This is a genomic window from Flavobacterium sp. C4GT6, from assembly GCF_036347315.1.
Taxonomy (GTDB): domain Bacteria; phylum Bacteroidota; class Bacteroidia; order Flavobacteriales; family Flavobacteriaceae; genus Flavobacterium.
In genome coordinates this window covers 1-25,471 of the sequence record NZ_JAZGZU010000013.1, presented here as the reverse complement: position 1 = coordinate 25,471, position 25,471 = coordinate 1, and the positions used below count along the sequence as shown (strand labels likewise).

The window sequence follows — 25,471 nt, the reverse complement described above, 5'->3', positions numbered from 1 at the left end:
AAGATTTTAATAATTAAAAGGGAATGGGAATTTCTTTGAAAAAGTTATACTTAAGGGTAATGGTTTCAATCACTATTTTGTTCTCTTCGGCATTAAAGTCACTAAACTCATAGCTTAAAGGGATAGCCTTTGCAACATACCAAACCTTTACAGGGTTACCCTTTTCGTTGAGTAAAGAGACAATAAGGTTTGCCGGGTAGAAAATGAAATCGTCCATTGCCTGATTGCACCATAATGACAGCCCGGACAAGTCGTTTGTAAGTCCCCTTTTAAGTACCAGGTCCTGATACCCTGAGCGAAGCGGCAGGTTGTGTTTAAACTTATTTTGTCCGCCTTCGGTATAGGGTTCGGTTTCCATGGTAACTTTTAGTCCCGAGACACTCTGAAACTTGGTGTCAATGGAAAACTGAGGAACCAGTTCAAAAACGACTGAAAAATGGAAGCCTGTTATAGGATCGCTGCCCGGCATAGTTCTTTATGATTTAGATTCTACAGTAATGCCATGGTTGGCTAGTTCTACGGTATCTATAGCTGCCTCGTTAGCGTCTGATTTTAAATCGGTGCATTTAAGCGACACTATAAAGCAGTCTTTTACGGTCCATACTACTTTAGGTTCGTGGTTTTCATCAAGCAGGGATATGATTATGGTACGTTTTTCTACCGTATTTTGTGCTACGGTATTGTACCAATCGTAAAACTCATTGTCCCCTAAAAACACCCCGCGTTTTAAAGTAATATTGCTTAGTTTTTGCAGCCCGGGCATTTTCTTTTTGAAAAACTCAGGGCTGGAACCTACACGATGTTCAATAACATCCATTTCTTTATTTAAGCCCGATACTTCCGTAAAGGCTATTTTGCTGCCACCCCATTGTACGCTGAAGTGAAACTTAGGTAGCGGAAAATCTATATTTGGCATCTTGTTATAATTTTAAGGTTATCTAATAATTATGGTTAAGATCGTTGCTGCATTTGCTTGAACTCAAGTATGATAAATTCGGCAGGTCTTGAAGGTGCATAGCCTATTTTAACGACCATTCTGCCCTCAAGCACATCCTGAGCCGACATGGTTTCGTTAAGTCCTACACGAACAAAAAAGGCATGCTCTGCTTTGCTTCCTGCCAAAGCACCGTCATTCCAAAGAGTAGTGAGATAATTATCTATCATACCCTTAACACTAACCCATGTTTGCGCTACATTTGGTTCAAAAACATATTGCATACATGCCTTTTTAACCGATTCTTCAATCATATTTGCCAGCCTTCTAACATTTACATACCTCCAGTCCTTACTGTTTCCCGCTAATGTTCTTCCACCCCAAACAAGGAATCCTTTTCCTGTAAACTTCCTTATGGCATTTATCGATTTTCCGGTTTCGTGTATATTCATGTTCTGCTGTTCGGCATCATTAACATCGTCTGTAAGACCTACTATACCATTAATGCTCACGTTTGCCGGAGATTTCCAAACACCGCGTGTGGCATCGGTAATGGCATATATTCCTGCTACTGCTCCTGATGGCGGAACCGTATTCATAGACTGAGACAGTTTCTCCACTATTGATGGATAAATAGGAATTTGTGAGATAAGGTTATTTTCTTCAAAAAGTATGTAATCATTAAGGCTCTTAACGGCGTTGTCCATTGCATTTATTATGGCTGCATGCAGCTTTTGTACAACCAACTGAATTTTTACAAAATCAGGCTCATCATGTGGTGTAGGGGTAGCTACAGCCACTTTTATAACATCTGTGTAAGGATTGCTGGCAGATTCTGTGTAAGCCGATATATCGCCCCATGCATCTTTAAAGTTGGTGTCGTTATCTAATGCAGTAAGATCATCAACATCGGTCGTACCGTTTGATTGTTTCAGTACCTCATAAGCAAACTTGAAGTCTACCAGTTCCTGAGCATATTTCTTCAGGAAATTAGTAATAAGGTCTGACGTAAAGTTTTTCGCAGCCGTACTGGTAAGATCTGCCGGTTTGCCCAACACCTTAAGCATGTTCCACATTTTATCTATAGCTGTTTTCAGCTTATTGTGGGTATCAATAGGTATTTGGTGTAGCTTTTTAGGATTTGTAGCATCTGAAGGAGCAGGAGAAGGGTTCCATGCTGTATTCACGGCATCGTAGTCGGCATTTTTCTTTTCAAACTCTTCTATTGAAGCCTTCAGTGATGTGTTTGATGAATATATGCCTTTAAAGTTTACCTTACCAGCTCCTGTTCCGTTAATGTCCTTAAACCTGAAACTGTAAGGGAACGAGCTTTTAAGGTATGGATAGTAAGCCGATCCGTATTTAAGGTTCTGGGTGCCAACCCTGTCTCTAAACTCTGCACTGTCGGCAACTAATCCGGTATCCTGTTTCACATCCATTATAGTAAACCTGTCCATAAGTTCAGCACACTGCATTAGCGCCTGTTGTTGCACAAGTCCCAGTTTTTGTGCCGTTAGATTAATGGCATCGGGGAAAAGTAACAGTGTTGGCTCGTCAAACTTTTTAAGGAGCTCAAGCCCGTCAGTAAATGTAGTTTCACTAGTTATATTATCACTGTAGTTCCCTACAGAAACGATATAACATACACCGCCGCCATTACTGTAAAACAGCCTAAGCGAATTGTACAGTTTGTACTTGCTTTCGGTTACGGTTGTATTGTTTGTAGGCATTAGGTTTGCGTCTAACTCCACTGCTACTGAAGCAGGTTGTGGTGCGCCGCCAAAAAGCTCTTCAAACTCCATGAAAGAAGTTATTCTGGTAGGCACAGTGGGGCCTTTTGCTGTATACCCTACAAAAGCAGGTACTGCGGTTGCTACCTGAGCAACTGAAGGAGGGAAGGCATCAATCTCATTGATGTATACCCCCGGTGTTTTAATAGAACTTATATTCATAACTTTTTCGGTTTAGTTCTTAAGTATGGTTATTAATTGTTTAATCATTATCTGCCTGAAACTCGTGTGATTCCAGTTGCCCTATCAGGCTGTTCTTATCGTTTTCCCAAAGATTGATTTTAACTTTATTGATTACTTTTTCCTGAGTAGTAGTTGAGCTTTGTACAGCGCACAATCTTATTTTATACAGTACCGAAGGCATGTACTTAGAACCCAGGTACGACCACATTTGGTTAAGCTGTTCCATAGACAGGCTAACCAGTTCCATGCTCACCTTGGAGTAGTTTTCTTTTTGTACCTCGCTTTTTGCCAGATAAGAAGTGTAGTCTATAAGCTCGCTATCGTCGTTTTTATAGTAAAAGGTGTTGTTTTGCTGGAAATAGCTTATAATGTTTTTGAGTTTATCCAGTCCGTCAAGGTATTTGGAAAGGTCTTTATTGTAGGAACTGAAGAGAACAGACAGGATAAGGTTTTGTGCAGGATGCCTGTAACGGGATATATTAGTATCATCGGCAGTACCTTTAAGGTATACCGACTGGTTTTTGAGTGTTTTGTCTTCCTCAATATTAACTATAGACATTACTATAGGTGTTTTTGAGGTTAAAAACTCATCGCCGTCATTAAGTGTGGCTATGTTGGTAATATCGATTAGGCTGTTGTCTGTATCGATAAGTCCTGCAAGTTTTTCTATGATAATTTTAATATCCATCACTCTGAACTTTTTAGCATTTAATTTTGTTCAGCATGGGGTGATGCTGTTGGTTGGTTTTTGTTTGTACAAAGTAACTTGTATATAATCAGTTAGTTGTGAGGTTATAACCCTGTTTTACAGGGGGAAATACCCCTTAAAATCTTTAGGGGATTGTATTTAGGAATAACGTTAAAAAATGATCAAAATCATTTCGTGTTCTTTGATATTATACCATTTTAGCCTTAAATTTATAGTGTAAACCAATTGTATTTATGGAGTTTATAGATTACTACAAAATACTGGGCGTTGATAAGAGTGCAACGACCGATGAGATAAAAAAAGCCTACAGGAAACTGGCGCGAAAACTACACCCCGACCTGAACCCCGACGATAAAGAGGCTGATAAAAAATTCCAACAGCTTAACGAAGCCAATGAGGTACTGAGTGATCCTGAAAAGCGAAAGAAATATGATAAGTATGGAAAGGATTGGGAACACGGTGAGGAGTATGAAAAATACAGGCAGCAACATCAGCAGCAAAGACAGTCTACATCCCAGGGTTTTGGTACGCAGGATTTTGAAGGAGGTGATTTCTCTGATTTCTTTGAATCGATGTTTGGTGGCGGCGGCTATACCCGCAGTGGTGGTGGTCGTGGCAGGCAGGTGCGTTTTAAAGGTCAGGATTTCCACGCCGAAATGTCTCTTACGCTAGAACAGGCCTATACTACCCACAAGCAAACCTTTACCGTAAATGGTAAAAGTCTCAGGATAACTGTTCCGGCAGGTGTGGCCGACGGTCAGGTAATTAAACTGGCAGGGCAAGGAGGTAATGGCGCAAATGGTGGACCTAATGGTGATTTGTATATTACTTTTACCGTGACCAATTCACCAAATTTTAAAAGGCTGGGTGATGATTTGTATGCCGATAAGGAAATTGACCTATACACAGCTGTACTTGGTGGTGAGATGATGTTTGAAACCATGAATGGTACCATAAAACTGAAAGTAAGCCCCGGTACACAAAATGGTACAAAGGTTAGGGTTAAAGGAAAAGGTTTCCCCGTGTATAAGAAAGAAGGAAGCTTTGGCGACTTGTACATAACCTATACCGTTAAGATACCTACAAATCTTACGGATAAGCAAAAAGAACTGTTTAAGGAATTGTCTAACGAATCAAAATAATCAGGACAATGGAAAGTAACGAATACATACCGGTAAAGATATTTTGCCAGCACCATAGCATAGAAATCGCTTTTATAGATACCTTACAGGAATACAACCTGGTAAAAGTAATAACAATAGAGCAGGAGGAATGCCTGCCGGTAAGTGAGGTAAGCGAAGCAGAACGAATGATTAGGCTGCACAATGAACTTAATATTAATATGGAGGGACTTGGTGCTGTTTTTCATTTACTGCAAAAAATGAAGAACATGCAAACTGAAATTGAAGGCCTTAAAAACAGATTACGATTTTACGAACCCTGATAAAACGAAATAACTATGGATAAATTTAACCAACTTATAAGTGGAAGTAAACCTGTACTGGTCGACTTTTTTGCAACCTGGTGTGGTCCCTGCCAAATGCTGGCACCCATATTACATGATGTAAAAACCGATATGGGCGATAAGATTACCATTATCAAAATAGACGTAGATAAAAACCAACAGTTAATGGCAAATCCTCAGTTTCAGGTAAAAGGTGTCCCTACACTTATGCTGTTCCAAAACGGTAAAATGCTCTGGAGGCAATCAGGAGTACTGCAAAAGGATGATATTATAAGGACGATAAATCAACACGCAAAGGTATAAGGGCGAAATCAAATTTCGGCTTCACCATGCATAAAAGGAATGTTACACTCAAAGCCGTAGCGTTCCTTTATTTTTATACGTAATTCATCGGCAGGTTCGTTTTCCCCATGTACAAGGAAAATACGTTCGGGCTTGTTCTCTAAAGCCGACAGCCAGTTTATCAAATCATGCTGATCGCCATGTGCAGATAATCCTTCAATCTGTAATATATTGGCCTCTACAGGATAGTACTGTCCGTATATTTTGATGGTTTCATATCCTTCTAATAGTTTGCGTCCGCGGGTGCCTTCGCCCTGATAGCCCACAAATATTACAGTGGTATTAGGTAATCCTATATAACGTTCAAAGTACGATAGCACACGTCCACCAGTAGCCATTCCGCTGGCAGCAATCACAACCTTAGGCCTGTTGTCAAATATTACTTTTATAGTGTCTTCATAATCGGTGATTACAGAGAACATTTTTGTCATTTCTATGCACTCATGAGCCGAAAGTTTGTGCCATTGCGGATTTTCGGTAAAAACCCCCAGTACATTAGCTCCCATAGGAGTATCCAGTATATAAGGGATATCAGGTATTCTGCTTTCTTTTTTGAGCTGCCATAGCAGGAACATAATAGACTGAGCCCTTTCTACCGCAAAACCGGGTATAATAACCGTACCGTCTTTATGAAAAGTATTGTTGATGTAGGTTTCCAGTTCCAGTTTTGGGTTGGTATCAGGATGAAGCCTGTTTCCATAGGTACTTTCTAAAAACACATAGTCGGCCTTTTTAGGTTTGGTAGGAGGGAACATAAGTACATCATTATCCCTGCCTACATCGCCCGAAAATACCAGCGTTTTATCTTCTGCCTCAACCGTTATACTACAGGCACCTATAATATGTCCCGCATTGGTATAGGTAATCGAGATTTCTGCATCAATATTAAACGTTTCATTTGGTTTTATAATCCTGAATAACGGGAATACGTCTTCAGCCTGTTCTACAGTATATAGTGGTTTTGCAACCTTATGTTTGGATGATTTCTTTTTGTTGGCTTTTGCAGCTTCTTCTTCCTGTATTTTGGCGCTGTCAAGCAAAATGAGTTTAGCTATTTCTTTAGTAGGTCTTGTGCAGTATATTTTTCCTTTAAAGCCCTGTGTAACCAGTTTAGGTAGCCATCCGCAATGATCTAAGTGCCCGTGTGTAAGTAATACATAATCTATGGTTTCGGCAGGTACGGGTAGTACTTCCCAGTTAAGTTCACGCAGTGCTTTTAACCCCTGAAAAAGCCCACAATCCACCAAAAAACGAACGCCGTTACTCTCTACAAGTGTTTTGGAGCCGGTAACCGTGCCTGCCCCACCTAGGAATTTTATTTTCATATCACATATAATTACAAATGCCCGAAGCCTCTTTAATAACATTTCTCATGCGGTTGGCACTTAGTCCTATTTTTTCAAGGCTTTCAGTGTTGTTAACCAGTTCTTTTACCAGCAGTATATTCAGTATAAGCAGTTTTTCCTTTTCGGCTGCCGTGAGTGATGTAAGGCAGGTTATAGGGTACAGGCAGTTATTATCTATTTTGGTTTTAATATTGTTTGCTTCAGGGTAATCCCAGCTTAAAAGGGATAACCCCGAGCAGGATGCAAATGCAACTGCATCACCCGTAAAACGCGTATTGGTAGCTATGGTACAGTTATCAATAGACTCTTCCGAATTGAAAATAGTATGGGTATTATGTTTTACATCATTAAAGCGGGAGAGGATGTACATAGGCACTTTGACATCCGACCGTACTTCACGGCTTCCGTGAAACTTACATTCTATAATCCCAACTTTATCGTCTTTTTTAATAACCACGTCAATTTCGTGGGTAACACATTTTCCCTGTAAGGTAATATTTGTGGTTGTAGCAAAACCTTCGGAGGCATACAGGCGGGCTATAAACTTTTCAAAGAAAAATCCGGCGGGGCCTAACATCTCTATAGCTCTGCGCAGGTTGTATTTTGCAGCATGCACGTTAGCCTCTTTTTTAAGAAGGCTGAAAGCCATTTTATAAATCTGTTTGGTACTTATACCGTCATACAGGTTTTTGTTTATCTCTTTCAGTATAAACTCCACCTTGTGTGGCTGGGCTCCCGACCGTAACAGGGAGTGCTTTAACTTATCCTGATTGAACTCAACAATATGCCCTGAATTTTTTACTACCTTCATAATAAGAATCTTACTATAAATGTAATGAAAAAATCCCGTCATTACTATGACGGGATTGTGTTGATATTATAAAAAGTTACCTGATTTCATCCAGTTTTTAAGATTGTCCATCCATCGGTCGTCGGTGGAGCGGTTTATCATTCCGAAACCGTGTTCACCATGCGGATACAAAAGTATTTCACTCAGCACTCCGTTTTTTAGTAAAGCTTCGTAATAAGCAATACTGTTACCTAGAGGTACGAGACCGTCATCGGCAGCATGAACCAAAAATGCAGGCGGGGTTTTGGCCGTAACCTGTAATTCGTTTGAGTACTGCTCAATCAGTTGTTTTGAAGGGTTTTTCCCAATAAGGTTTATCCTGCTACCCATGTGTGTAAGGCTATCGGTAAAACTGATAACAGGGTATAGTAATATAGAAAAGTCAGGACGGAGAGAAGTATGTTTTGGGTTGGCAATAACTTCTCTTTCAAATTGGGTAGAGGCGGTGGCGGCAAGGTGTCCTCCGGCAGAAAAGCCCATTATGCCAATTTTATTAGGGTCGATGTTCCATTGTGCGGCATTTTCACGAACCAATTGTATAGCACGCTGTGCATCCTGTAGCGGGGCTATTTTTCTATCTTTCATAATGGTATCGTTTGGTAGGCGGTATTTCAGCATAAATGCCGTAATCCCCATTTTATTTAATGCCTCGGCTACATCTTTACCTTCGTGTCCGGTAGCAAGCACGGCATATCCGCCACCAGGGCAAATAATAACAGCCGATTTTTTATCAGATTGTTTTTGAGGCTTAAATACCGTAAGGGTAGGGATTGATACGTTTTGAGTAAGCAGGAAGCCACTGTATTTAGTCTCTTCTTTGTTTTCGCCTGGTATACTGTTGGGAATTGAATCTTTGTATAAAGGGATAACCTGCTGGGCAGTAACATTAATTGTGAATACAGCTGCCAGTAGTATAAATGCGGTTTTCATAATATGGGTGTAATTTGAGATGGGAAATTAAATATTTACTCCCGTATCTCAAAAAATATTATTGGTTAATTTGACCATTAGAGAGGGCCGAGTATAAACGATAGGCTTATCAGTTGTTCGGTATCGTTTATTTTTTCTACATAGTTTAGTACAACACATTCGGGAAAATCATCAATACCATAGGGAATTTCCTGATTGTAGGATAGTGATGCTCCCTGTTCGGCTTCATGCTTTAAAAGATGAATACCGCTTTCCACATCAAGTGGCACATTTATATAAGGATAAATACTTTCCATAAACCGAATGGCTTCTATATAGTTTTCCTGTATGGAATCAGTTATCAGTCGGGTTTTAAACTCAAAAGTGATGTTTACATATTCACAGCCTTCGTTGTATACCTTTAATATACTGCCGTTAGGTAGTACAGCCGTTTCTATGGCTGAAAGTCCGTCACTTTGCAGGGTAAATTTATGATTACTAAAGTATTTGTTGGTAAGAGTAGGTTCTGCAGCACCCCTTACACAATCGTTATTCTGTTGTGCCTGTACATCCTGATTAAACAGCATGGCAAAGGCTAATATGGTCGTTTTGATTAAGTGTATCATAGCTTATGATCTTAAATCGTTTTCCTTCTCTAAAATTACGGTATTATTTATAAAGTATTCACCATTAATGTGATAGCTTTCTAAAAAACAGCTTTCTTCACTGTGTAACATTGGGTCTGTAATTGCCTTTTTAATGGTAAGGCTGTCCAGTTTAAATGCTGTTTGGTTATCAATACGCACCTCATAACTATTGTTTAAAGGCATATTACGGTGTATGTTTCCCCAGTATTTTGTGGTTTCAAGTGACAGTGCAGGTATAGCTTCCACAGCAAAGGAATCTTTTACTTTCTTTCTGTCATATTCATAAATCATTATGTTGTTCAGTTCGTTTTCAGTATATCCGGTAAAGGTGAAATTAAGGAAGCTTATTTGACCTGTAGCTGTACTTTTCTCCTCGGGTGTTTTACAGCTCACTGCTTTTAGCATCAGTATTGTTATAGCTGTAAGTTGTATCCTTTTCATCATTGTTTCTGTTTTTAGGGGCTGTAGTACAAAATTAAACCGAACCACTATCACTACAGTACACTGTGACAATGAAGTTTATATATCCCCGAATACCGTGAGGGAAGCCGTTTTTAAAAGCCTGAATTTTGTGATGAACTCTAAATTACATATTGAAATGGACTTTAAAACAATGTTGCAACTTCCGGCTATGCCAACGACAAAAATTATAGAAATACTACAACAGATAGTTGAGAAAGAAAGAGATAGTGAAAACCCCGATATTCCTCAGGTAAGGATAACAGCAGGAGCATCGGGCTCGTATGTCGGTTACTTTATTGATTATAATAAAGACGATAGGACTATACTTTTGGGCAACTGGTTTGATAACCAGTCTGAGCTAAATTATATTGATTATGGTAATGTTACCGGAATATCTGTAAGCAGGGCAAACAAGTACGCCTATCTGTTCTCAAACGGGAAAATACCATTTGTACCGGCAGAGGGCGATGTACCTACCATGCTTAAATTAAAAGAAGCTATAAAGAATACTCAAATGGCTTTTAAAATTGCCCTTAAAGTTCCGCATGATGTAATTATAGAATGGAACAAACCCGAACAGCCTACTGGTACTGATAAGTACTATGCCAAAGAGTTTTTAAGTATTCTTAAAAATGCTGTAACCGGTATTTGTGCCGATAATTTAGGCAGGGAAGCTTTTGCAGAAAGTGTAAAGAAACTCGCTTATAAATTTGGCACAGAGAATACAGTAACACTTAACGGAGACGAAATGCTGGTAACAGCAAACATGGAGAGAAACTGGCAAACAGTACCATCGGCTACTATGTTACAGGAAATGATGGAAAAGTGTTTATAAAAACAAACTTGATATAAATTAAAAAGCTCCTGAATTTCAGGAGCTTTTTTTATGAAGGATTAGAAACAACAAAAACTACTACTATAGGTTGTTTTCAAGGTATTCTCTTATAGTTGTATCTGTATAATAACCACTATGATGTCCTCCATAACTTGCTTCAATTGTTAGTATGCCACTGTCAAGGTTAAGGTTTTTCTTTTCCTCAGCACCTTCGGCAGGTATATTGTTTACTACAATTTTAGTTATGCTTTCCTGTACGGCTTCTTTACCTACCGTGTCAGAACATAGTTCTTTAAAAGCATCTACCGTGCGTTGTAAACATACGCTTGGTATAAACTTGATAGCTTCCATATCAAAAGAGTCCCAAGTAATGTCAATAGGAAGTTCTTTACCTACAATCTCGTTAAGCTCGTTTTGATAGTTATCAAAGTACTGCTCTTTAATGCCCTGAATGGCTTTTTTTTCCTGTAATCCCATAAATGTTATTTTTTTATTGATTTTCAAATATTTTACTATTGCCAAAATTAGCTTCTCAGTTACTGCTGTACATGACCTCTTTACGGGAAATATTTTACTCACTGAATTCAGGGATTAGACACTCAATGTTTTGCTGTAGTTTGGTTTTGTAAAGTAAGACTATGAGAAAAATGATATATATACTTGTAATTATAGCCGTTTTGATAGTGTGCAGGGGGTGTATACCAAGCCTTATGGGCGGAGTGAGTAAAAAAACGGCAGCCGAAAACCTAACTCAATATTTAGAAAAGAATTTTAAGGGGGAACTGGGGTTTGAAGAATTATCGCGTTTTTTTAATGAAGGGAATATGAACCCCAATATGTTTAGAGCTGTTGTGTATGAAAAAGCCCGACCCGTAATACTATTTGTAAGTTATTTTGATGCAAAGAAAATACTAACGGAAGAAGGAGATAAAACTGTAACAGCTTATCATAAAACAATCCCCGAACAATATAAGGAAGCCAAAACAGATTATACTGCCAGAGAGTATATTAGGGAATACTTTAAAGACAGACTGAGCAAAATTGACTTTGGTTACTTTGAAACGACAGCTATTTTTGACCATAAGGCACAGGTAAGTGAGATTAAAAGTATTACCGATGATTTTGAACAGCAACTAAATATGTACAAGGACAGTTTACTTGTAAGTAATACCCATAGGGTTGTTTTTGATATGGAAGAGGTAAACGGACTTACACTTAAAGTAGACTTTGATTCGGAGTCAGATAAGTTTACCGGACAGCGTTTTGGGGTTTGGCGAAAAAGTAAAAGCTATACAAAAATAGAAGAGGCATTAAAGCCCGAAATGACAAAATACCTTAGCAGTAATAATTTTGACCTGCAACTGCACGCTACGAATGCCTTTTACCTCAGACAGACTGATTTTGCCGAAGGGGTATGGGTAAACTTCTTAGAAAAGAAAGGTATCGTGCCTAGTGATAAGGGTAGATGGCAGGATCCTGTAATTGCTTTTATATTTGTGTATTATGACTTAAATACCGGAGACATTAAAAAGCAGTTTGTAGAAAAACGTATTGTTTTTGATTCCTACATGGATGAATTGGATAGGATAGGGAAGAACCTCCCTGCAGAATACCATTAATCTTCAAACAATCCGGATTCAATAGCAAACTTAACAGCCCCGGTAGTGGTTTTAGATCCTGTTTTAAGCAGTATGTTTTTGCGATGGGTTTCAACCGTATTTACCGATATGAATAGAGCTTCAGATACTTCTTTTGAAGTAAGCTCATCGGCAAGTAGTTTAAGTACTTCTTTTTCCCTTTGAGAAAGTTCGATGTCCTTATATTTTTTTCGCTCAAATACGCTTTCCATATAGCGTTGTTTAATGATGTCTGAAAAGTACTGTTCACCGTCTATAACAGTACGCACGGCTTTTTGAAGCTCTTCCTTACTGGTAAACTTAGGGACAAAACCATCGGCTCCCTTTTGTATTACCTTATGTACGGTACGGTGGTTATCCAGCATACTAAGCATAATGATTTTTATATCTGCTTTGTGTTTTTTAGCTTCTGTAAGCAGTTCAATACCATCCATTTTAGGCATATTTATATCAGTTATAATCAGATCGATTTCAAACTGACCTAACAGCCTCATTACCTGCTTGCCTTCGGTAGCCAGGTGTACATCCTTAACCTGTGGCATTTCATTTAAAATGGTATGAAGCCCCTCTAAAAACATAAGGTGGTCGTCTGCTATAATGATATTTACTGTTTTCATGTCTGTTCTTTTATAGGGATGTTAATGGTAATTGAGGTTCCGCTGTTGGCAGAGCTGTCTATATCAATACTACCGTGTACTTTTTCAATACGCTCGCTTATATTGCGTAGCCCTATTCCCTGTTTTTTATTTTTGGTAAAACCTGTCCCGTTGTCGTTTATAACAATATTGAGGTAGTCTTCGTGTTTGGTTAGCTGTACCTCTGCCGTGGTGGCATTGGCATGTTTCAGTATGTTATTTACCAATTCCTGGACAATGCGGTAGGCATCGGCAAGTAGGTCATCCGGTAGGTTGTCAATCTCTTCCTCAGGATAAAAGAAAGCTGTTATTTTTAATCCAGAACGTAGGCTTAGCTGCCCTAAAAAGTCGTGTAAAAAGCTTGCAAATCCAATTTTTGAAAAGGGAAGTGGGTGTAACTGGTGTGACAGGCTCCTAAGGTCACGGCAGGCATTGTCTATGCTTTGCAGCATACGCTTTATTTGCGGATTATCTTTTTTATCACCAGCATAATGCTCAAAAGCAATTTTAATACCGGCAAGGTCACTGCCTATACCGTCATGTATTTCTCTTGCCAGGCGGGCACGTTCTTCATCCTGTCCTTCCTGAAAACGCTCAATAACCGATATTTTATGGTCTTTTATAAGCTGATTGATTTCCTGTTTGGCATTCTCTTCCTTTTGTACCACCAGTTGTTTTTGTACCCTTAAACGGAGTACATAAAAATAACGGAGAATAATAAGGGTGATAAGTACCAGTATAAACCCTGCTACAAAGGCATTACGTAGTACGGTTTGGCGCTTTACGGTAAGTTCGGCTTTTTGCAGCTCGGCCTCATTTAGTTTCTGTTCTTTTTCTAACAGGGCAATTCGGGTTTCCTTCAGCTCGGTTTCATAACGTTCCTGTAGTCCGGCTACATATTTTTCCTTGTCAACCGAATTGATTTCGTGCTCGGTACTAATTCCTTTTTGGTAGTACAGTAATGCATTTTTATAATCTTCCTGCTCTTCATATAACTGAGCCAGATTTTTATAAAAGTTAGCATTATAACTAAGCAGTGATTTCTCCTCACTTATATCCAGTGCCCTTTGAAAGTAGTTAATGGCCTGTTGGGTATTGTTGAGCTTCATTTCGCATAAGCCCAAATCGTTTAGCACAATAGCCATGTCTGAAGTGAAGTTGAGCTGTTCCAGTAGGGCAAGTGTTTTTTTAAGTTCAGGAATAGCTTCCTTATACTTTTTTTGTACTACCAAAAGCTGCGACAGGTTTATTTTAACATAAGCTATGGCAGCTTTATTACCCTCACGCTCCCTGTATTTTAAAACGGTTTGATAGTGTTTATAAGCTTCGGGATAGCGTCCCTGTTCCTTCAATATATTGGCAAAATTAAAAAGGGTTATAAGTACGCCATCGTCATCACCAAGAGCACGATACAAATTAGCAGCCCTGTCTAGGTTTTCACTTGCTTTTTTATAATCTTTTTGAAGTATGTAAAGTGTTGCTATGTTTTGATAGGCATTGGCCTGTTGCTGTTTGTTATCTGATTTTTTAGCAAAGTCAATACACAGCATAAAGTTGTCCATAGCCTTTGGATAGTTACCGGTGTTTTTATAACCCAATGATAAAATGTTGTAACATGCCGGAAGCCCCTGTTCAAAATCGAGTTTTTTTAAAATCTCAATAGCTTTGTTAATGTTGACTATGGTAGCATTATAATCGCCGGTAATAGAGCCAAGGTTACCAAGGGCATAATAGGCTTTTGCCTCGTTTAGCGAAGCATCACTTTTTTTACTGAGCTTAAGCCATTCCCGAGCTGCTTTTTTTGCTTTTTCGGGATTGCTGTTAAGCTCACTTTTATAAATAGCCCGTAAAGAATCTATTTTTTTTTCTATAGGAGTTTCCTGTGCCAATGCATTACTATGTATCAGTAAGCAAAGGCATATTAAAACAGATATTTTACAGGCTATTCTTGGCATATATGAGAGTCACAAATTTAATTGATTTAGGAAAAATACTCCGACTTTAACTTTCTTTTAATATCCTTTAAACTCTCTTTTTCATTTTGCGATAATCCGGTTTCTATTTCCTCACTTAATCGTAAAAGATTATACCTAAGAAATAACTCTTCAGGATAGTGCTCATCAGCCATTACCTGCAGGCGTTTACAGTCGGTTTTTTGTGGTGTTTGCCAGCTCATTCGCATACTGGTATAACGTGTTGCAGTTTCTATATTACCTATGTTTCTTTCACAATCCAAAAGCACAGCTGCATTATGGTTATAATCTTTTTCCTCTTCAAATGCGGTGTTCGGGTAGTACTCCATTAGCATTTTATAGGCTTTGATGGCTTGTTCATACTTTTTAAGTGTGTAGAGTATATAAGCATAACGGTAATCTATAAGCCACTCCCTTTGGGTTGGGTCATACGCCATTATTTTATCATATAATTCTAATGTATATTCCTCGTGACCTTCGCTTCTGCAGGCGCGCCAAAAGGCACGTTTGTAACAATACACGGTTTCCCAGCCCATATCGCCGGCCTGTTCAAAAGCCTGTGCCGATGCCAGGTTGAAACCCATTATCCAAAACCGTAATGCATTACCAAAATAATCCATAGGAGTTTGCGGGTTGTTGATAACACTGTCATTGGTTACTTCGGGCACTTCCGGAATTTCCTGGTAATCATCATAATCAAAAGCGATAAGCCATTGCAGTATAGGTAACGGTTGCGGATGCAGCCTGTTGTTCCTGTACGCTTCAGATGCATATTCATAACAACGGCGGTAGTCGCCGATAATAAATATAATCTCAACACACTGATTAATGGTATTCCAGTATTCATTGCCTTTTTTACTACAGTAGGAAAGCTTGTGTTTTACATCTTCAAAAAACAGTTTATATTTTTTCTGACTCTTGTAAATCATCATTCTTAACTGATACATAGGGATGATATAAGGTGTATGGCTAAAATACTTTATACCATCTTCAAGGCACTCCAACGCATTTATCTGGTAGCCCAAATGAGCAAAAGCATCGGCTTTATAAAAAATGGTAGCCTCGTTAGGTACGTTTCTAACCTCATACTGGTTAATTGTTTTGATTACATTGTTCCAGTCGGCCATCAGTCTGTAAAAAATAGTAAGCTGCTGGTAGTAGGTTTTAGGAGGCAATCCCTGTAAATGTGCTGCATTAAGTGTATTGTATGCTTCTGCCGGATCTTTATCTACAGTAAGCTGTGCATTACTTTTAAGTACTGTTAAAAATGCATTGTTTGGATCGAGTTCCAACCCCGCATTTACGTAGTGTGCCGCTTTTTCGGTTTCTCCAGTATAATGGTATGCATTTGCAAGGAAAAAGTTATACATAATACGGTTTTGAACCTTATTAATGTTGGCAAGTTCCCAATAGGCAGCAAGGTCATTAAACTCGTTTATTTGTTCCATCTGTTCTAAATCAGTAAAAGAGTAGCCTTCCAGTACTTCCTTTACCAATCCATAAGCACTGTATGCATGAAAGTAGTTTGCCAGTAACAAAACAGAGTTAAAATCAAGCTCTTTATCTCTCCATCCTTCCTGCCATTTTTTGGAAACTTTGTCAAACCCTTTCCTGTATATACACGTTTGTATATCAAGATGGATAAGCTTTTTATTCTGTTGGTTTATAATATGATACTCTTTCAGCTCATCAATAGCAGTCATGTTACAACTTTGAATAGCCAGGTCAAAACAGCTGCTGGCTATATCCTCATCTGTACTTATATTTTCAGACTGCTCCATTACTACTTTTAACAGCTGTTCTCTGCTATGCATTAACATTAACTGTGCAAATGAAGCTTCCGGATACAGCTCGGTTAAATGCTCCAGTATTATAATAGCATTATTATGCTGACCAAGTTCCTGTAGTTTTTTTGCATAGGCATTAAGCAGGCTTAAATCATCTGGATATTTTAGCAGTGCCCTTTGCATAATCTCTTCAGGGCATTCATTGTAAAAACTGCATATTAACTGATAGTCGGGTAGGGTGATTGTGTTATGTCTTTCCAGTAAGTCACTGTATTTTTTTATGAACTCTATGTCCAAATCATTTTCATACATAGTCCAGTAAATAATACCTATGCGGTAAAAACGGATTCTTATTAAATCATCAATATTTCCCTCGTTACCGGTAACCATTTCCTGAGCGGCTCTTATAGCTTTATTAACCTCTTCCCAACGGCCTTCACGATAGGCTAATTCAGCCACTTCTATATAATTTTCTAATGTGTTCTCCATGGTTATGAATTTAAATTACCATTGTGTAAACCAATGTGGGTTAGTGATTTTTAAATATCTGAGGCTTTGCAGTACCGATTGTTCGCTGTTGGCAAAAAAAGCCATATCCGAAGCCATATTTGCGGTCATGAACTGATGCCCTATAAGTACATTTTCATGAAACGAATCCCAGTTATTAAAAATCTTTTTTACACTGGTGGTAATATCTGTAAGCCTTAATTCCATTTCGGTTTCATCAATAAAACCCGAAGCTCCACCCATACGAAGCAGGAATACTGCCATAGCCAAATCATATCCGGCAAGGGAAGTTTTATATAACGAAAAACGATGCGGCCATACTATCCTGTAATAGTTTCGGTCAATAACATATTTTTGATTCTCTAATAGCTTGATATATTCTTCTTCACTGTATATCCTGAGTTTGCAGGCTATATCACGAAAGTTGTTAGAGGCTTTCCTGATAACTTCATGAATATAAACACTGTTGCGAAGCTCTCTTGCCGATTTTATATTATAGGTTTTCAGGAGTTTTTTAGCTAGATATTTATGGGTTTCATTTTCGGGATCCAGTCCAAACCATGAGTCGTGTTTAATGTTCTTATGAAAGTTTTCCATAAGCACAGCCGATAGGTTTAACTGTTCCTGTATTTCTTCGGTTATTTCTGTTGTACTTGTACTCATTGCATTATCCCTTTAATTCGTTTGCTACCTGTTTTAGACCATCGGTGAAAATTTCACTGTATGCACCCGAGTTAGCCATTGCTTCAAGCCCCTGCTGGTAAGAAGAGGCGAACATGGTATTTTTAACCAACTGCCCGAATACCATACGGCACATTGCCCCAAAATTGGAATATTGTGCACCCATTTCGGTATCGATATCCAGTATAGCCATATAAATGGCCTGATACAGTTCCATGGCAACATCGGTATTTTCGGCAAGCCAGTTTCTGGATTCTTCTATTTTCATGGTTAGTGGTGTTATAATCATAGGGTTATCGGTATCACTGTCTTTATAACCGTTTATATATTGGGTTATCTTTTGCATGTTTTCCCTTGTAACCGTAAACGTAGCCATAAACGTACTTAGCTCGGCAACCAATGAGGATTGTGCAGCCATAGCTTCGGCAGTATTTACCGTTTTCTTAGTAGAAGATGTTATTACCGTGTTAGTATAAATGTCCTCATCATCTTCTTCTTCCTCATCAAAATGATACTCATATAACTTCTCTATATAATTTTCGATTTTCGCCTGAAGGAAGAAATCTAGTTTACCCGATGTTACATATTCATATAAGTATTTTACTAATGGTTTAGGGAATTTATCGTTATCAATACCTTCTATTAATTTGGCAATATGGGCACTAATATCTTTGCAAATCTTTTTCTGTACACTTTCTCCTTCGGGTAACAAACTATCCTTGTCCATAAAACGCACCAATAACTCAAAGATTTTGGTTAGAACTATGCTGCTGTCTTCCTCACAGTTATTAAAGTAATCAATAACCCTGTTATGGTGTATATTAAGTACGCTGGAAACCCATTTTACATCTTTACCACTACTATAGTAATAGTCACTTAAATAATTATACAGATTAGGTAGCTGCTCTTTGGTTAACGGATCGTTTTCATTTCCTATTAATATCTTTTCAGCATATTCTTCGCACTCTTCAGCTATGGAATAATGAACATCCTTTAATCCCCATATATCAACAATAATGTCAATATCATCAGTGCCTTCGTTTAAGTGTATAAGCAGATTATAAATGATCCTGATATAGGTTTCCTGTATATAGGTATCGGCTTTATAAGCATTATGTGCAAGGTATATAAGGGCACGGTGTATTTGTAGACGTCTTTCTTCGGCTATGTAATTTTTTAGGGAATGCGGCGCATGGTTTAACCCTAACAATACAAATCGCACTAACGGATCGTTAAGCCCGTTACCATAGTGGCTCATAAACCATTTGGAGAACTCCTCTTCACCTTTAAACAGCTTTTCTGTAACATAATAAAAGCTGATATGGTACCCTATACCTTTATGCTGCATTATTGGGAGTTCCTTTCTATATTCCTCACGTAGTAAAATAGAGAACTGCTCATTATAAAACTCTACAATTTCAGTAGGCATGGTATTGGTGTCAGCTTGGTTGTACCACAACTTTAACAGCGATAACGGCATTTTTTTAGTGTCATTGAATGTTAAGCAGTGCTTACCATATTTCTCCATTACCTCTGTATAGAAGTTTACCGAATTATCTCTTGTAAGCCACTCCACAAACCTGTCATAGCACTTTTGTATAGTTATACTATCAGCCTCATCTGTTTTATGATAAAACAGGAACACATCGTTACCATCCCATTGCCTGTGGTGTAATAAGTTAAGAAAAGGATAACTTCCGTTTGCCTGCATATTCAGGATTTCCTTACCCTGTTCCTTAATAAACTTCATACTCTCCTTAAAGGCATCAAGTATTTTATAACCAAGGGTAAAGTCTACCTTGTTTCCTTCAATAACCATGGTTGGTAAACCATACGGATTTTTTAATATCCAGTTACTCATAAGGTCAAAAGCATTATTACCATAACCGGCACCTACCGGTAATATGTTAACAAAGCTGTTTACCAGTTTTTCATTGTCATCGTCAAAAAAGTTACGGATAAAATCCTTGTCTATCTGGAAAGGGTAGGAGTAATAATTACCGTCTTCGGGCGATTTTGCCACATAAGTTTCTCTAAACAATCCGTATAGGTAGGCCTTGTGCCCAAAATAGTCGGCATTAATATAGTCTCTTATATCAAGGCTGGCATGTATTATATATTTACTAAGCGGAACCGAAGCCGTTTCAGAATACACGATAAGCAAACGGAATACCTCAAAAACCCTTTGTACAAAAACCTTTTCAAAAGCCCTATATTGTAGGAAAGTTTGGGTAAAACGAAGGAAGTTTATCAGTTTCTGTATATCCTCTGTATCAGGGTAGTAACCTGACTCTACAACAGGCAACCATGATGCGATAAACTCATATCCTTTTTCCCCATCACTGTAGCATTGCGGTACATCAAAAAACATTTTGGCCGCTTCAGTGTAGTTTATGTCTTTCTTTACCCTATGGGAAAGTATTTTGGTTAAACCCTCCCTGTCATCTCTGTTTTTGCAGAAGTGTATTAGGGTATCCCATTCCTCCTGAGTAGGAGTAGAGAAGCGTGCCGCATAGTTTAAATAACTATTGATTTTATCATCACTATAGGTGCTAAACAGTTTACCAAACAGGGTTGTGTTACCCCATTCCCTTATCAGCGCATTTGCTGCCTGTGTAAATGCATCAGGATATACGCCTATAACGTTTTTCCCATGTTCGTTTTGAAAATTAATATCATCCTGCTTAACAAAATCAATTAATGCGATTAGCTGATGCTCATTGAACTTTGAATCGGTTAATATCTTTTCATACGAGTCAGAGTTGTCTGTAAGTAACCATGAATAGGCATTATAACATGCCGGTTTATCCATTTTGGAAACAAGGATAATTTTCTCCTTATCGTTAAACAGCAGGGCAGCTCCTAAAACCAAATCAGGATCATGGTGATCCAGCGCTTCTTTAGCTATTTGGGTAAAATAGTCATACTGTGCATGATTGCTCATTTCCAGTTTGTTCAGTAAATGGACAAGCGCTACCCCTGCATAAGGCTTTAAATAGGCAATATCAAGTACAGGTAGTAAAACATCAAGAAATACATCTAGGGAGGTTTTACTATCTTTAAGTTTAGTGCAGTCATTAGTCCTTATAGGTTCCCAGCTAAAACGGTGGTCAAACGAGTTAGGGTGCGAAAGCCATAATGCCATTTCCATACGAACGGGAAATTCAGGATCTGCCACCTCATATAGTACGCGCTTGCACCAGTAGGGATGAAAGTTATAAGGATATTCACGGTTGTTGGCTATTTCGGCCAATCTGAACACGGTAGATGATAACGAATTATTTAATGGATCTTTGAGTAGTTTTTCAACTGTAATATCCTTTTTAAGCAACTCGTCAAAGGTTTTCAGGGTATTATCCGGAAATGGTATTTGGGAAATCATATCGTTTTCCACCCTCATCACGGCATAATCACCCTTTACCAGCAGATAAGGCTCCAGCATATATGCCTGCTCTTTGGAAAACTGTATAACCTTGTAGTGCTTATTGTAGGTTTGCTGATGCTGTGACAACTTTACATCAGTCAATTCTTTAACTTTGGCAGGCAGTTCTAACTGACTTACACCAAGGCTTTTTAATATCCTGGCAGGACCAAAATATTTATCTTCCATTACTTCGGTACCACAATGTTTACAGAAGTTACCTGATGAAGGAGTAAGGTCGGCACACCAAACACAGCGTACGTCTGCACGCACCGAGCTTCCACACTCTATACATAAATCTCCTTGTTGCCAGTCGTTAGGCTGCTTAGTATGGCAGCTTTCGCAATAAATGACTTCGGCCATGATTTATCGGTTTTTACGAATTCTTGCCCACATGTTTTCTTTTTCCTGCGGAGTCATTTCTTTCACCATTTTTACAATAGCGTTTTTAGACTCGCCTTCGCGTTTAAGGAATAGTGCTATTTCAAAATCAGCAGAAGGTACAAACTCCGAACCGCAGGAACGACAGAATTTACCCGGCCCCGAGCTAAAACACCAATGGCAGTTTAATACCGGTTCTGCCTGATTACCACATGATAAACATAGGTCTCCGGTTTTATAATCTTTTGGTTGCTTGGTGCCACAGTGTACACACTTAACCACATCGGCACTTTCTACTACTATAGGTTGCTGTTGTGCGGTTTCATTCTCTTGTTGTGTGATAACTTCCTGTTGTGTTTTTGCACCCACTGCCCATAGCATAACTTTATCAGCAGTTTCTTCGTCAAGTCCGGTAATGTCTATAAGTGTTTGGGTGTCGCCAATCATTTCAAAATCGGCTTTTTGTTGTATACCGGCTTCGGCAAGTGCGGTTAAATGGTCGTTGTTAAGTCCCTTTGACTTTAATATATTCTCTAAAAGTTTAGGTAGTGAATTTGTAGTATCCATGGTTGAATTTTTTTATAAAAATATTTTAAAATCTACATGGTTTTTTCACCATTACGAAGTACTTTTATTTATCCCTGAATTCAGGGATAGTGTAAGAGTCTTAATTAAAGAATAATAAAAAAGGCCTGAATAATCAGGCCTTATAAAATAATTATTAGAAATTATAACAATTGAAGAAGATAGAAACTACTTGAAGGGTTATTTATGGTGTATGGAGGCATAGGCATAACTGTATCATAATAGGTAGTTTTTCCGCTATCGGTAAAAGTAGTTACGATATCAGCATCATCCAGGGTAGGGGATTGGCTGTTTGGTTTAAGTGCCAGGAATGATTCGTACTCACTGCCTTCTGCCATATAGTTTGCCGGCATATAAAAGGCTTTGAATATACCATCTGTAGTAAGTGTTATCTGTTTCTCTGCCCAGTCAGCATAATTTCTGTCCCAATCCTGTGTTCTTACTCTGGCTTCCGCTTCAGAGATTTCGTCGGTAGAGTTACCCGGAGTATTTTCCTGAGTATTAAGTGCTGAAAGGTTTTTCAGGTCGGCCTTACATATGGTAATGGCGTTGAACAAATCAGCGTCGCTTTGCTGTATATCCTGTTCTTTGTCAATAAGGAAAAAGTAAAGCTCATTACTATCTTTAGAAATACCAGGGTAAACATGTACAGCCTCAGCTATTTCGTTTTTAATGAAAGTAATGTGGTTTCCAAGGGTAAGGTAATTAACTACACCTGATGGGTTGTTTCTAATGTTTTCCCATTCTTTCATAGCTGCAGTAACATCGGATAAATTTTGAAATGTCATTTTTTATATTGTTAAAAGTCAAATATTCATGGTAATATAGATTTGTTATGGAATGATTATACCAATTGTAGTAGGTAAAAACTATTTAGTGGCCATGGTGTCAATGGAGGTACTGGCATAGCTGTATCATAATAGGTAGTTTTTCCGCTATCGGTAAAAGTAGTTACGATATCAGCATCATACAGGGTAGGGGATTGGCTGTTTGGTTTAAGTGCCAGGAATGATTCGTACTCACTGCCTTCTGCCATGTAGTTTGCCGGCATATAAAAGGCTTTGAATATACCATCTGTGGTAAGTGTTATCTGTTTTTGAGCCCAGTCAGCATAATTTCTGTCCCAATCCTGTGTTCTTACTCTGGCTTCCGCTTCAGAGATTTCATCGGCAGAGTTGCCCGGAGTATTTTCCTGAGTGTTAAGTGCTGAAAGGTTTTTCAGGTCGGCCTTACATATGGTAATGGCGTTGAACAAATCGGCGTCGCTTTGCTGTATATCCTGTTCTTTGTCAATAAGGAAGAAGTAAAGCTCATTACTCTCTTTAGAAACACCGGGATAAACATGTACGGCCTCAGCTTTTTTGTTTTTAATGAAAGTAATGTGGTTTCCAAGGCTAAGGTAATTAACTACACCTGATGGGTTGTTTCTAATGTTTTCCCATTCTTTCATAGCTGCAGTAACATCGGATAAATTTTGAAATGTCATTTTTTATATTGTTAAAAGTCAAATATTCATGGTAATATAGATTTGTTATGGAATGATTATACCAATTGCAGCAGGTAGAAGTTGTTTTGTGAATAATCTCCTTGTCCATAAGGAGGTACTGGTCTTACTGTATCATAATAGGTAGTTTTTCCGTTATCGGTAAAAGTAGTTACGATATCAGCATCATACAGGGTAGGGGATTGGCTGTTTGGTTTAAGTGCCAGGAATGATTCGTACTCACTGCCTTCTGCCATGTAGTTTGCCGGCATATAAAAGGCTTTGAATATACCATCTGTGGTAAGTGTTATCTGTTTTTGAGCCCAGTCAGCATAATTTCTGTCCCAATCCTGTGTTCTTACTCTGGCTTCCGCTTCAGAGATTTCATCGGCAGAGTTGCCCGGAGTATTTTCCTGAGTGTTAAGTGCTGAAAGGTTTTTCAGGTCGGCCTTACATATGGTAATGGCGTTGAACAAATCGGCGTCGCTTTGCTGTATATCCTGTTCTTTGTCAATAAGGAAGAAGTAAAGCTCATTATTCTCTTTAGAAACACCGGGATAAACATGTACGGCCTTAGCTTTTTTGTTTTTAATGAAAGTAATGTGGTTTCCAAGGGTAAGGTAATTAACTACACCGGATGGGTTGTTTCTAATGTTTTCCCATTGTTTCATAGATGTAATAACATCGGATAAATTTTGAAATGTCATTTTTTATATTGTTAAAAGTCAAATATTCATGATAATATAGGTTTGTTGCGGAATGATTATACCAATTGTAGTAGGTAGAAGTTGTTTTGTGAATAATCTCCTTGTCCAAAAGGAGGCACTGGTCTGCAAGTATTATATAGTAAATAATTTACTAATAGTGGTTAAAATGGCTAATGTATAAGTGAAATTAGCAGTAATTGTACTATAGACTGTAGTATCTTAAGGATTTAAGTTTTATTAGCCGATATATAGATTTTTTGGAAATATTAAAAGGAGATTTAAGAGCTCTTTTTCACATTTACTCAATGTATCATTGGTAATGTGATTTCTAAGATTAATGTATTTTTATTACATTATGTAAGTTAGCCATAATATCATTACTGATATTGTGATTAAGCATATTCAAAATCCATGCCAATAAAGTTGCTGTCATTTAAATCAAAGAATATAGGTAATAGGGAGTCATGTAAATTTTAATTTATCATACATTCCTTTCAGGTTTTGTTATTATTCATATTTTTTCTTTGATTAAATAAATGGAATTTTGTAATGTTTTGTTATTTAATGTGTTATTGTTTCTGTTTGCAATGTGTTCAAAATGAAAAATTAAAACTATAATGTATTTTTTATTGTAATTTACAGTAAAACTCATTAGGACTGATTTATTTACTAATATGATTTTTCATGACAACTTCATTATTGGTGTGACTTTTTGACTGATGACACTTTGTCGTAATAATGTCTGCCTATTTGGTTTAATATTGTTCCTGACAAATACTATTAGCATATGTGTTTATCGGTTTAATTAAAAATAAAGAAGAACAAACAAAATATTTTTCTTGACTTTCTTAAGATAAGTTGTTGTGATTTAAAAAGTAAGATGTGGTTATACCGGAATTTTTCATGCATTATGTTTTATCTCAAAATGATAAGGTAAAACTATAACAGCCTCTTTAGTTGTTTATCCCTGATTACGGTGATTTTACTAAATAAAAAAATCCCCAACCGAAAGGTTGGGGATTTTAATTTTATATCGGTTCAGGTTTATGGCCTGTATTTGATTACTTTTTTTGAAACACTTCCGTTATCAGTAGTAATGTTAAATATGTACTGGGCTGCTTCCAACGCATCGATATCCACTTTGTTTGTACCTGTGGTTACCGTTTGCTGTTTTACAAGTCGTCCGTTAATATCATAAACAT

The 25,471-nt window shown here is 37.9% G+C and carries 25 protein-coding genes; 5 read left to right on the top strand and 20 right to left on the bottom strand.

Features of this window, described 5'->3' with window-relative positions:
* Positions 1-13: 13 nt before the first annotated feature.
* The 4 genes from V3Z67_RS13975 to V3Z67_RS13960 are packed head-to-tail and all read right to left on the bottom strand — an operon-like array spanning position 14 to position 3,595.
* Positions 14-469, bottom strand: a complete 456-nt coding sequence (locus V3Z67_RS13975; protein ID WP_035132173.1) for a phage tail protein — start codon at positions 467-469, stop codon at positions 14-16.
* 6 nt (positions 470-475) lie between these two features.
* A complete protein-coding gene (locus V3Z67_RS13970) occupies positions 476-916 on the bottom strand; it encodes a phage tail protein (RefSeq protein WP_330443895.1) in 441 nt (146 codons plus the stop codon).
* 35 nt (positions 917-951) lie between these two features.
* On the bottom strand, positions 952-2,886 hold the full coding sequence (locus V3Z67_RS13965; RefSeq protein WP_330443894.1) for a phage tail sheath C-terminal domain-containing protein: 1,935 nt from the start codon (positions 2,884-2,886) through the stop codon (positions 952-954).
* Between the two features lie 40 nt (positions 2,887-2,926).
* Positions 2,927-3,595, bottom strand: a complete 669-nt coding sequence (locus tag V3Z67_RS13960; protein ID WP_330443893.1) for a DUF4255 domain-containing protein — start codon at positions 3,593-3,595, stop codon at positions 2,927-2,929.
* 254 nt (positions 3,596-3,849) lie between these two features.
* Between V3Z67_RS13960 and V3Z67_RS13955 the strand changes: the two genes are divergently transcribed.
* From V3Z67_RS13955 to trxA, 3 genes are read left to right on the top strand one after another with little or no spacing between them, the layout of a single operon-like run.
* Positions 3,850-4,758 (top strand): J domain-containing protein, encoded by a 909-nt coding sequence (locus V3Z67_RS13955; RefSeq protein ID WP_330443892.1) that lies wholly within the window; start codon positions 3,850-3,852, stop codon positions 4,756-4,758.
* 8 nt (positions 4,759-4,766) lie between these two features.
* A complete protein-coding gene (locus V3Z67_RS13950; protein ID WP_330443891.1) occupies positions 4,767-5,060 on the top strand; it encodes a chaperone modulator CbpM in 294 nt (97 codons plus the stop codon).
* 15 nt (positions 5,061-5,075) lie between these two features.
* Entirely contained in the window at positions 5,076-5,384 is a 309-nt protein-coding gene (gene trxA / locus V3Z67_RS13945) for a thioredoxin (protein ID WP_330443890.1), read from the top strand.
* Between the two features lie 8 nt (positions 5,385-5,392).
* Here trxA and V3Z67_RS13940 read toward each other — a convergent pair whose 3' ends face one another.
* The 5 genes from V3Z67_RS13940 to V3Z67_RS13920 form a co-directional block, all read right to left on the bottom strand.
* A complete protein-coding gene (locus V3Z67_RS13940) occupies positions 5,393-6,748 on the bottom strand; it encodes an MBL fold metallo-hydrolase (RefSeq protein WP_330443889.1) in 1,356 nt (451 codons plus the stop codon).
* A gap of 1 nt (position 6,749) precedes the next feature.
* Positions 6,750-7,580 carry an ATP cone domain-containing protein gene (locus V3Z67_RS13935; RefSeq protein ID WP_330443888.1) on the bottom strand — a complete coding sequence of 277 codons (831 nt, stop codon included), beginning with the start codon at positions 7,578-7,580 and terminating at the stop codon, positions 6,750-6,752.
* A gap of 66 nt (positions 7,581-7,646) precedes the next feature.
* A complete protein-coding gene (locus V3Z67_RS13930) occupies positions 7,647-8,549 on the bottom strand; it encodes an alpha/beta hydrolase (protein WP_330443887.1) in 903 nt (300 codons plus the stop codon).
* A gap of 77 nt (positions 8,550-8,626) precedes the next feature.
* Complete coding sequence (locus V3Z67_RS13925; protein WP_330443886.1) at positions 8,627-9,154, bottom strand: hypothetical protein; 528 nt, start codon at positions 9,152-9,154, stop codon at positions 8,627-8,629.
* 3 nt (positions 9,155-9,157) lie between these two features.
* Positions 9,158-9,619: a hypothetical protein gene (locus V3Z67_RS13920; RefSeq protein WP_330443885.1), complete on the bottom strand. Its 462-nt coding sequence runs from the start codon at positions 9,617-9,619 to the stop codon at positions 9,158-9,160.
* Between the two features lie 130 nt (positions 9,620-9,749).
* Here V3Z67_RS13920 and V3Z67_RS13915 point away from each other — a divergent pair, with 130 nt between their 5' ends.
* On the top strand, positions 9,750-10,472 hold the full coding sequence (locus V3Z67_RS13915) for a hypothetical protein (protein ID WP_330443884.1): 723 nt from the start codon (positions 9,750-9,752) through the stop codon (positions 10,470-10,472).
* Between the two features lie 81 nt (positions 10,473-10,553).
* Here V3Z67_RS13915 and V3Z67_RS13910 read toward each other — a convergent pair whose 3' ends face one another.
* Entirely contained in the window at positions 10,554-10,949 is a 396-nt protein-coding gene (locus V3Z67_RS13910) for a hypothetical protein (protein ID WP_035132196.1), read from the bottom strand.
* 161 nt (positions 10,950-11,110) lie between these two features.
* Between V3Z67_RS13910 and V3Z67_RS13905 the strand changes: the two genes are divergently transcribed.
* A complete protein-coding gene (locus V3Z67_RS13905; RefSeq protein WP_330443883.1) occupies positions 11,111-12,091 on the top strand; it encodes a hypothetical protein in 981 nt (326 codons plus the stop codon).
* Here the strand turns inward: V3Z67_RS13905 and V3Z67_RS13900 are convergent.
* The 10 genes from V3Z67_RS13900 to V3Z67_RS17465 form a co-directional block, all read right to left on the bottom strand.
* Complete coding sequence (locus V3Z67_RS13900) at positions 12,088-12,726, bottom strand: response regulator transcription factor (RefSeq protein ID WP_330443882.1); 639 nt, start codon at positions 12,724-12,726, stop codon at positions 12,088-12,090. The two genes, V3Z67_RS13905 and V3Z67_RS13900, sit on opposite strands and share 4 nt — an antisense overlap.
* Positions 12,723-14,699, bottom strand: a complete 1,977-nt coding sequence (locus tag V3Z67_RS13895) for a tetratricopeptide repeat-containing sensor histidine kinase (protein WP_330443881.1) — start codon at positions 14,697-14,699, stop codon at positions 12,723-12,725. Before V3Z67_RS13895 ends, V3Z67_RS13900 begins: the two co-directional genes overlap by 4 nt.
* Positions 14,700-14,725: 26 nt before the next feature.
* Entirely contained in the window at positions 14,726-16,993 is a 2,268-nt protein-coding gene (locus V3Z67_RS13890; protein ID WP_330443880.1) for a tetratricopeptide repeat protein, read from the bottom strand.
* Between the two features lie 15 nt (positions 16,994-17,008).
* Entirely contained in the window at positions 17,009-17,674 is a 666-nt protein-coding gene (locus V3Z67_RS13885) for a DUF1266 domain-containing protein (protein ID WP_330443879.1), read from the bottom strand.
* A 4-nt stretch (positions 17,675-17,678) separates the two neighbouring features.
* Positions 17,679-21,476: a zinc ribbon domain-containing protein gene (locus V3Z67_RS13880; protein WP_330443878.1), complete on the bottom strand. Its 3,798-nt coding sequence runs from the start codon at positions 21,474-21,476 to the stop codon at positions 17,679-17,681.
* A gap of 3 nt (positions 21,477-21,479) precedes the next feature.
* A complete protein-coding gene (locus tag V3Z67_RS13875) occupies positions 21,480-22,061 on the bottom strand; it encodes a hypothetical protein (protein ID WP_330443877.1) in 582 nt (193 codons plus the stop codon).
* Between the two features lie 161 nt (positions 22,062-22,222).
* Positions 22,223-22,867 carry a hypothetical protein gene (locus tag V3Z67_RS13870; protein WP_330443876.1) on the bottom strand — a complete coding sequence of 215 codons (645 nt, stop codon included), beginning with the start codon at positions 22,865-22,867 and terminating at the stop codon, positions 22,223-22,225.
* Positions 22,868-22,923: 56 nt separating this feature from the next.
* Positions 22,924-23,565, bottom strand: coding sequence for a hypothetical protein (locus V3Z67_RS13865; protein ID WP_330443875.1), 642 nt, complete (start codon positions 23,563-23,565; stop codon positions 22,924-22,926).
* Positions 23,566-23,621: 56 nt separating this feature from the next.
* The gene (locus tag V3Z67_RS13860) at positions 23,622-24,269 is read right to left on the bottom strand and encodes a hypothetical protein (RefSeq protein WP_330443874.1); all 648 of its coding nucleotides are present in this window, start codon (positions 24,267-24,269) and stop codon (positions 23,622-23,624) included.
* A gap of 1,044 nt (positions 24,270-25,313) precedes the next feature.
* Positions 25,314-25,460 carry a T9SS type A sorting domain-containing protein gene (locus tag V3Z67_RS17465; protein ID WP_417369314.1) on the bottom strand — a complete coding sequence of 49 codons (147 nt, stop codon included), beginning with the start codon at positions 25,458-25,460 and terminating at the stop codon, positions 25,314-25,316.
* Between the last annotated feature and the right edge of the window lie 11 nt (positions 25,461-25,471).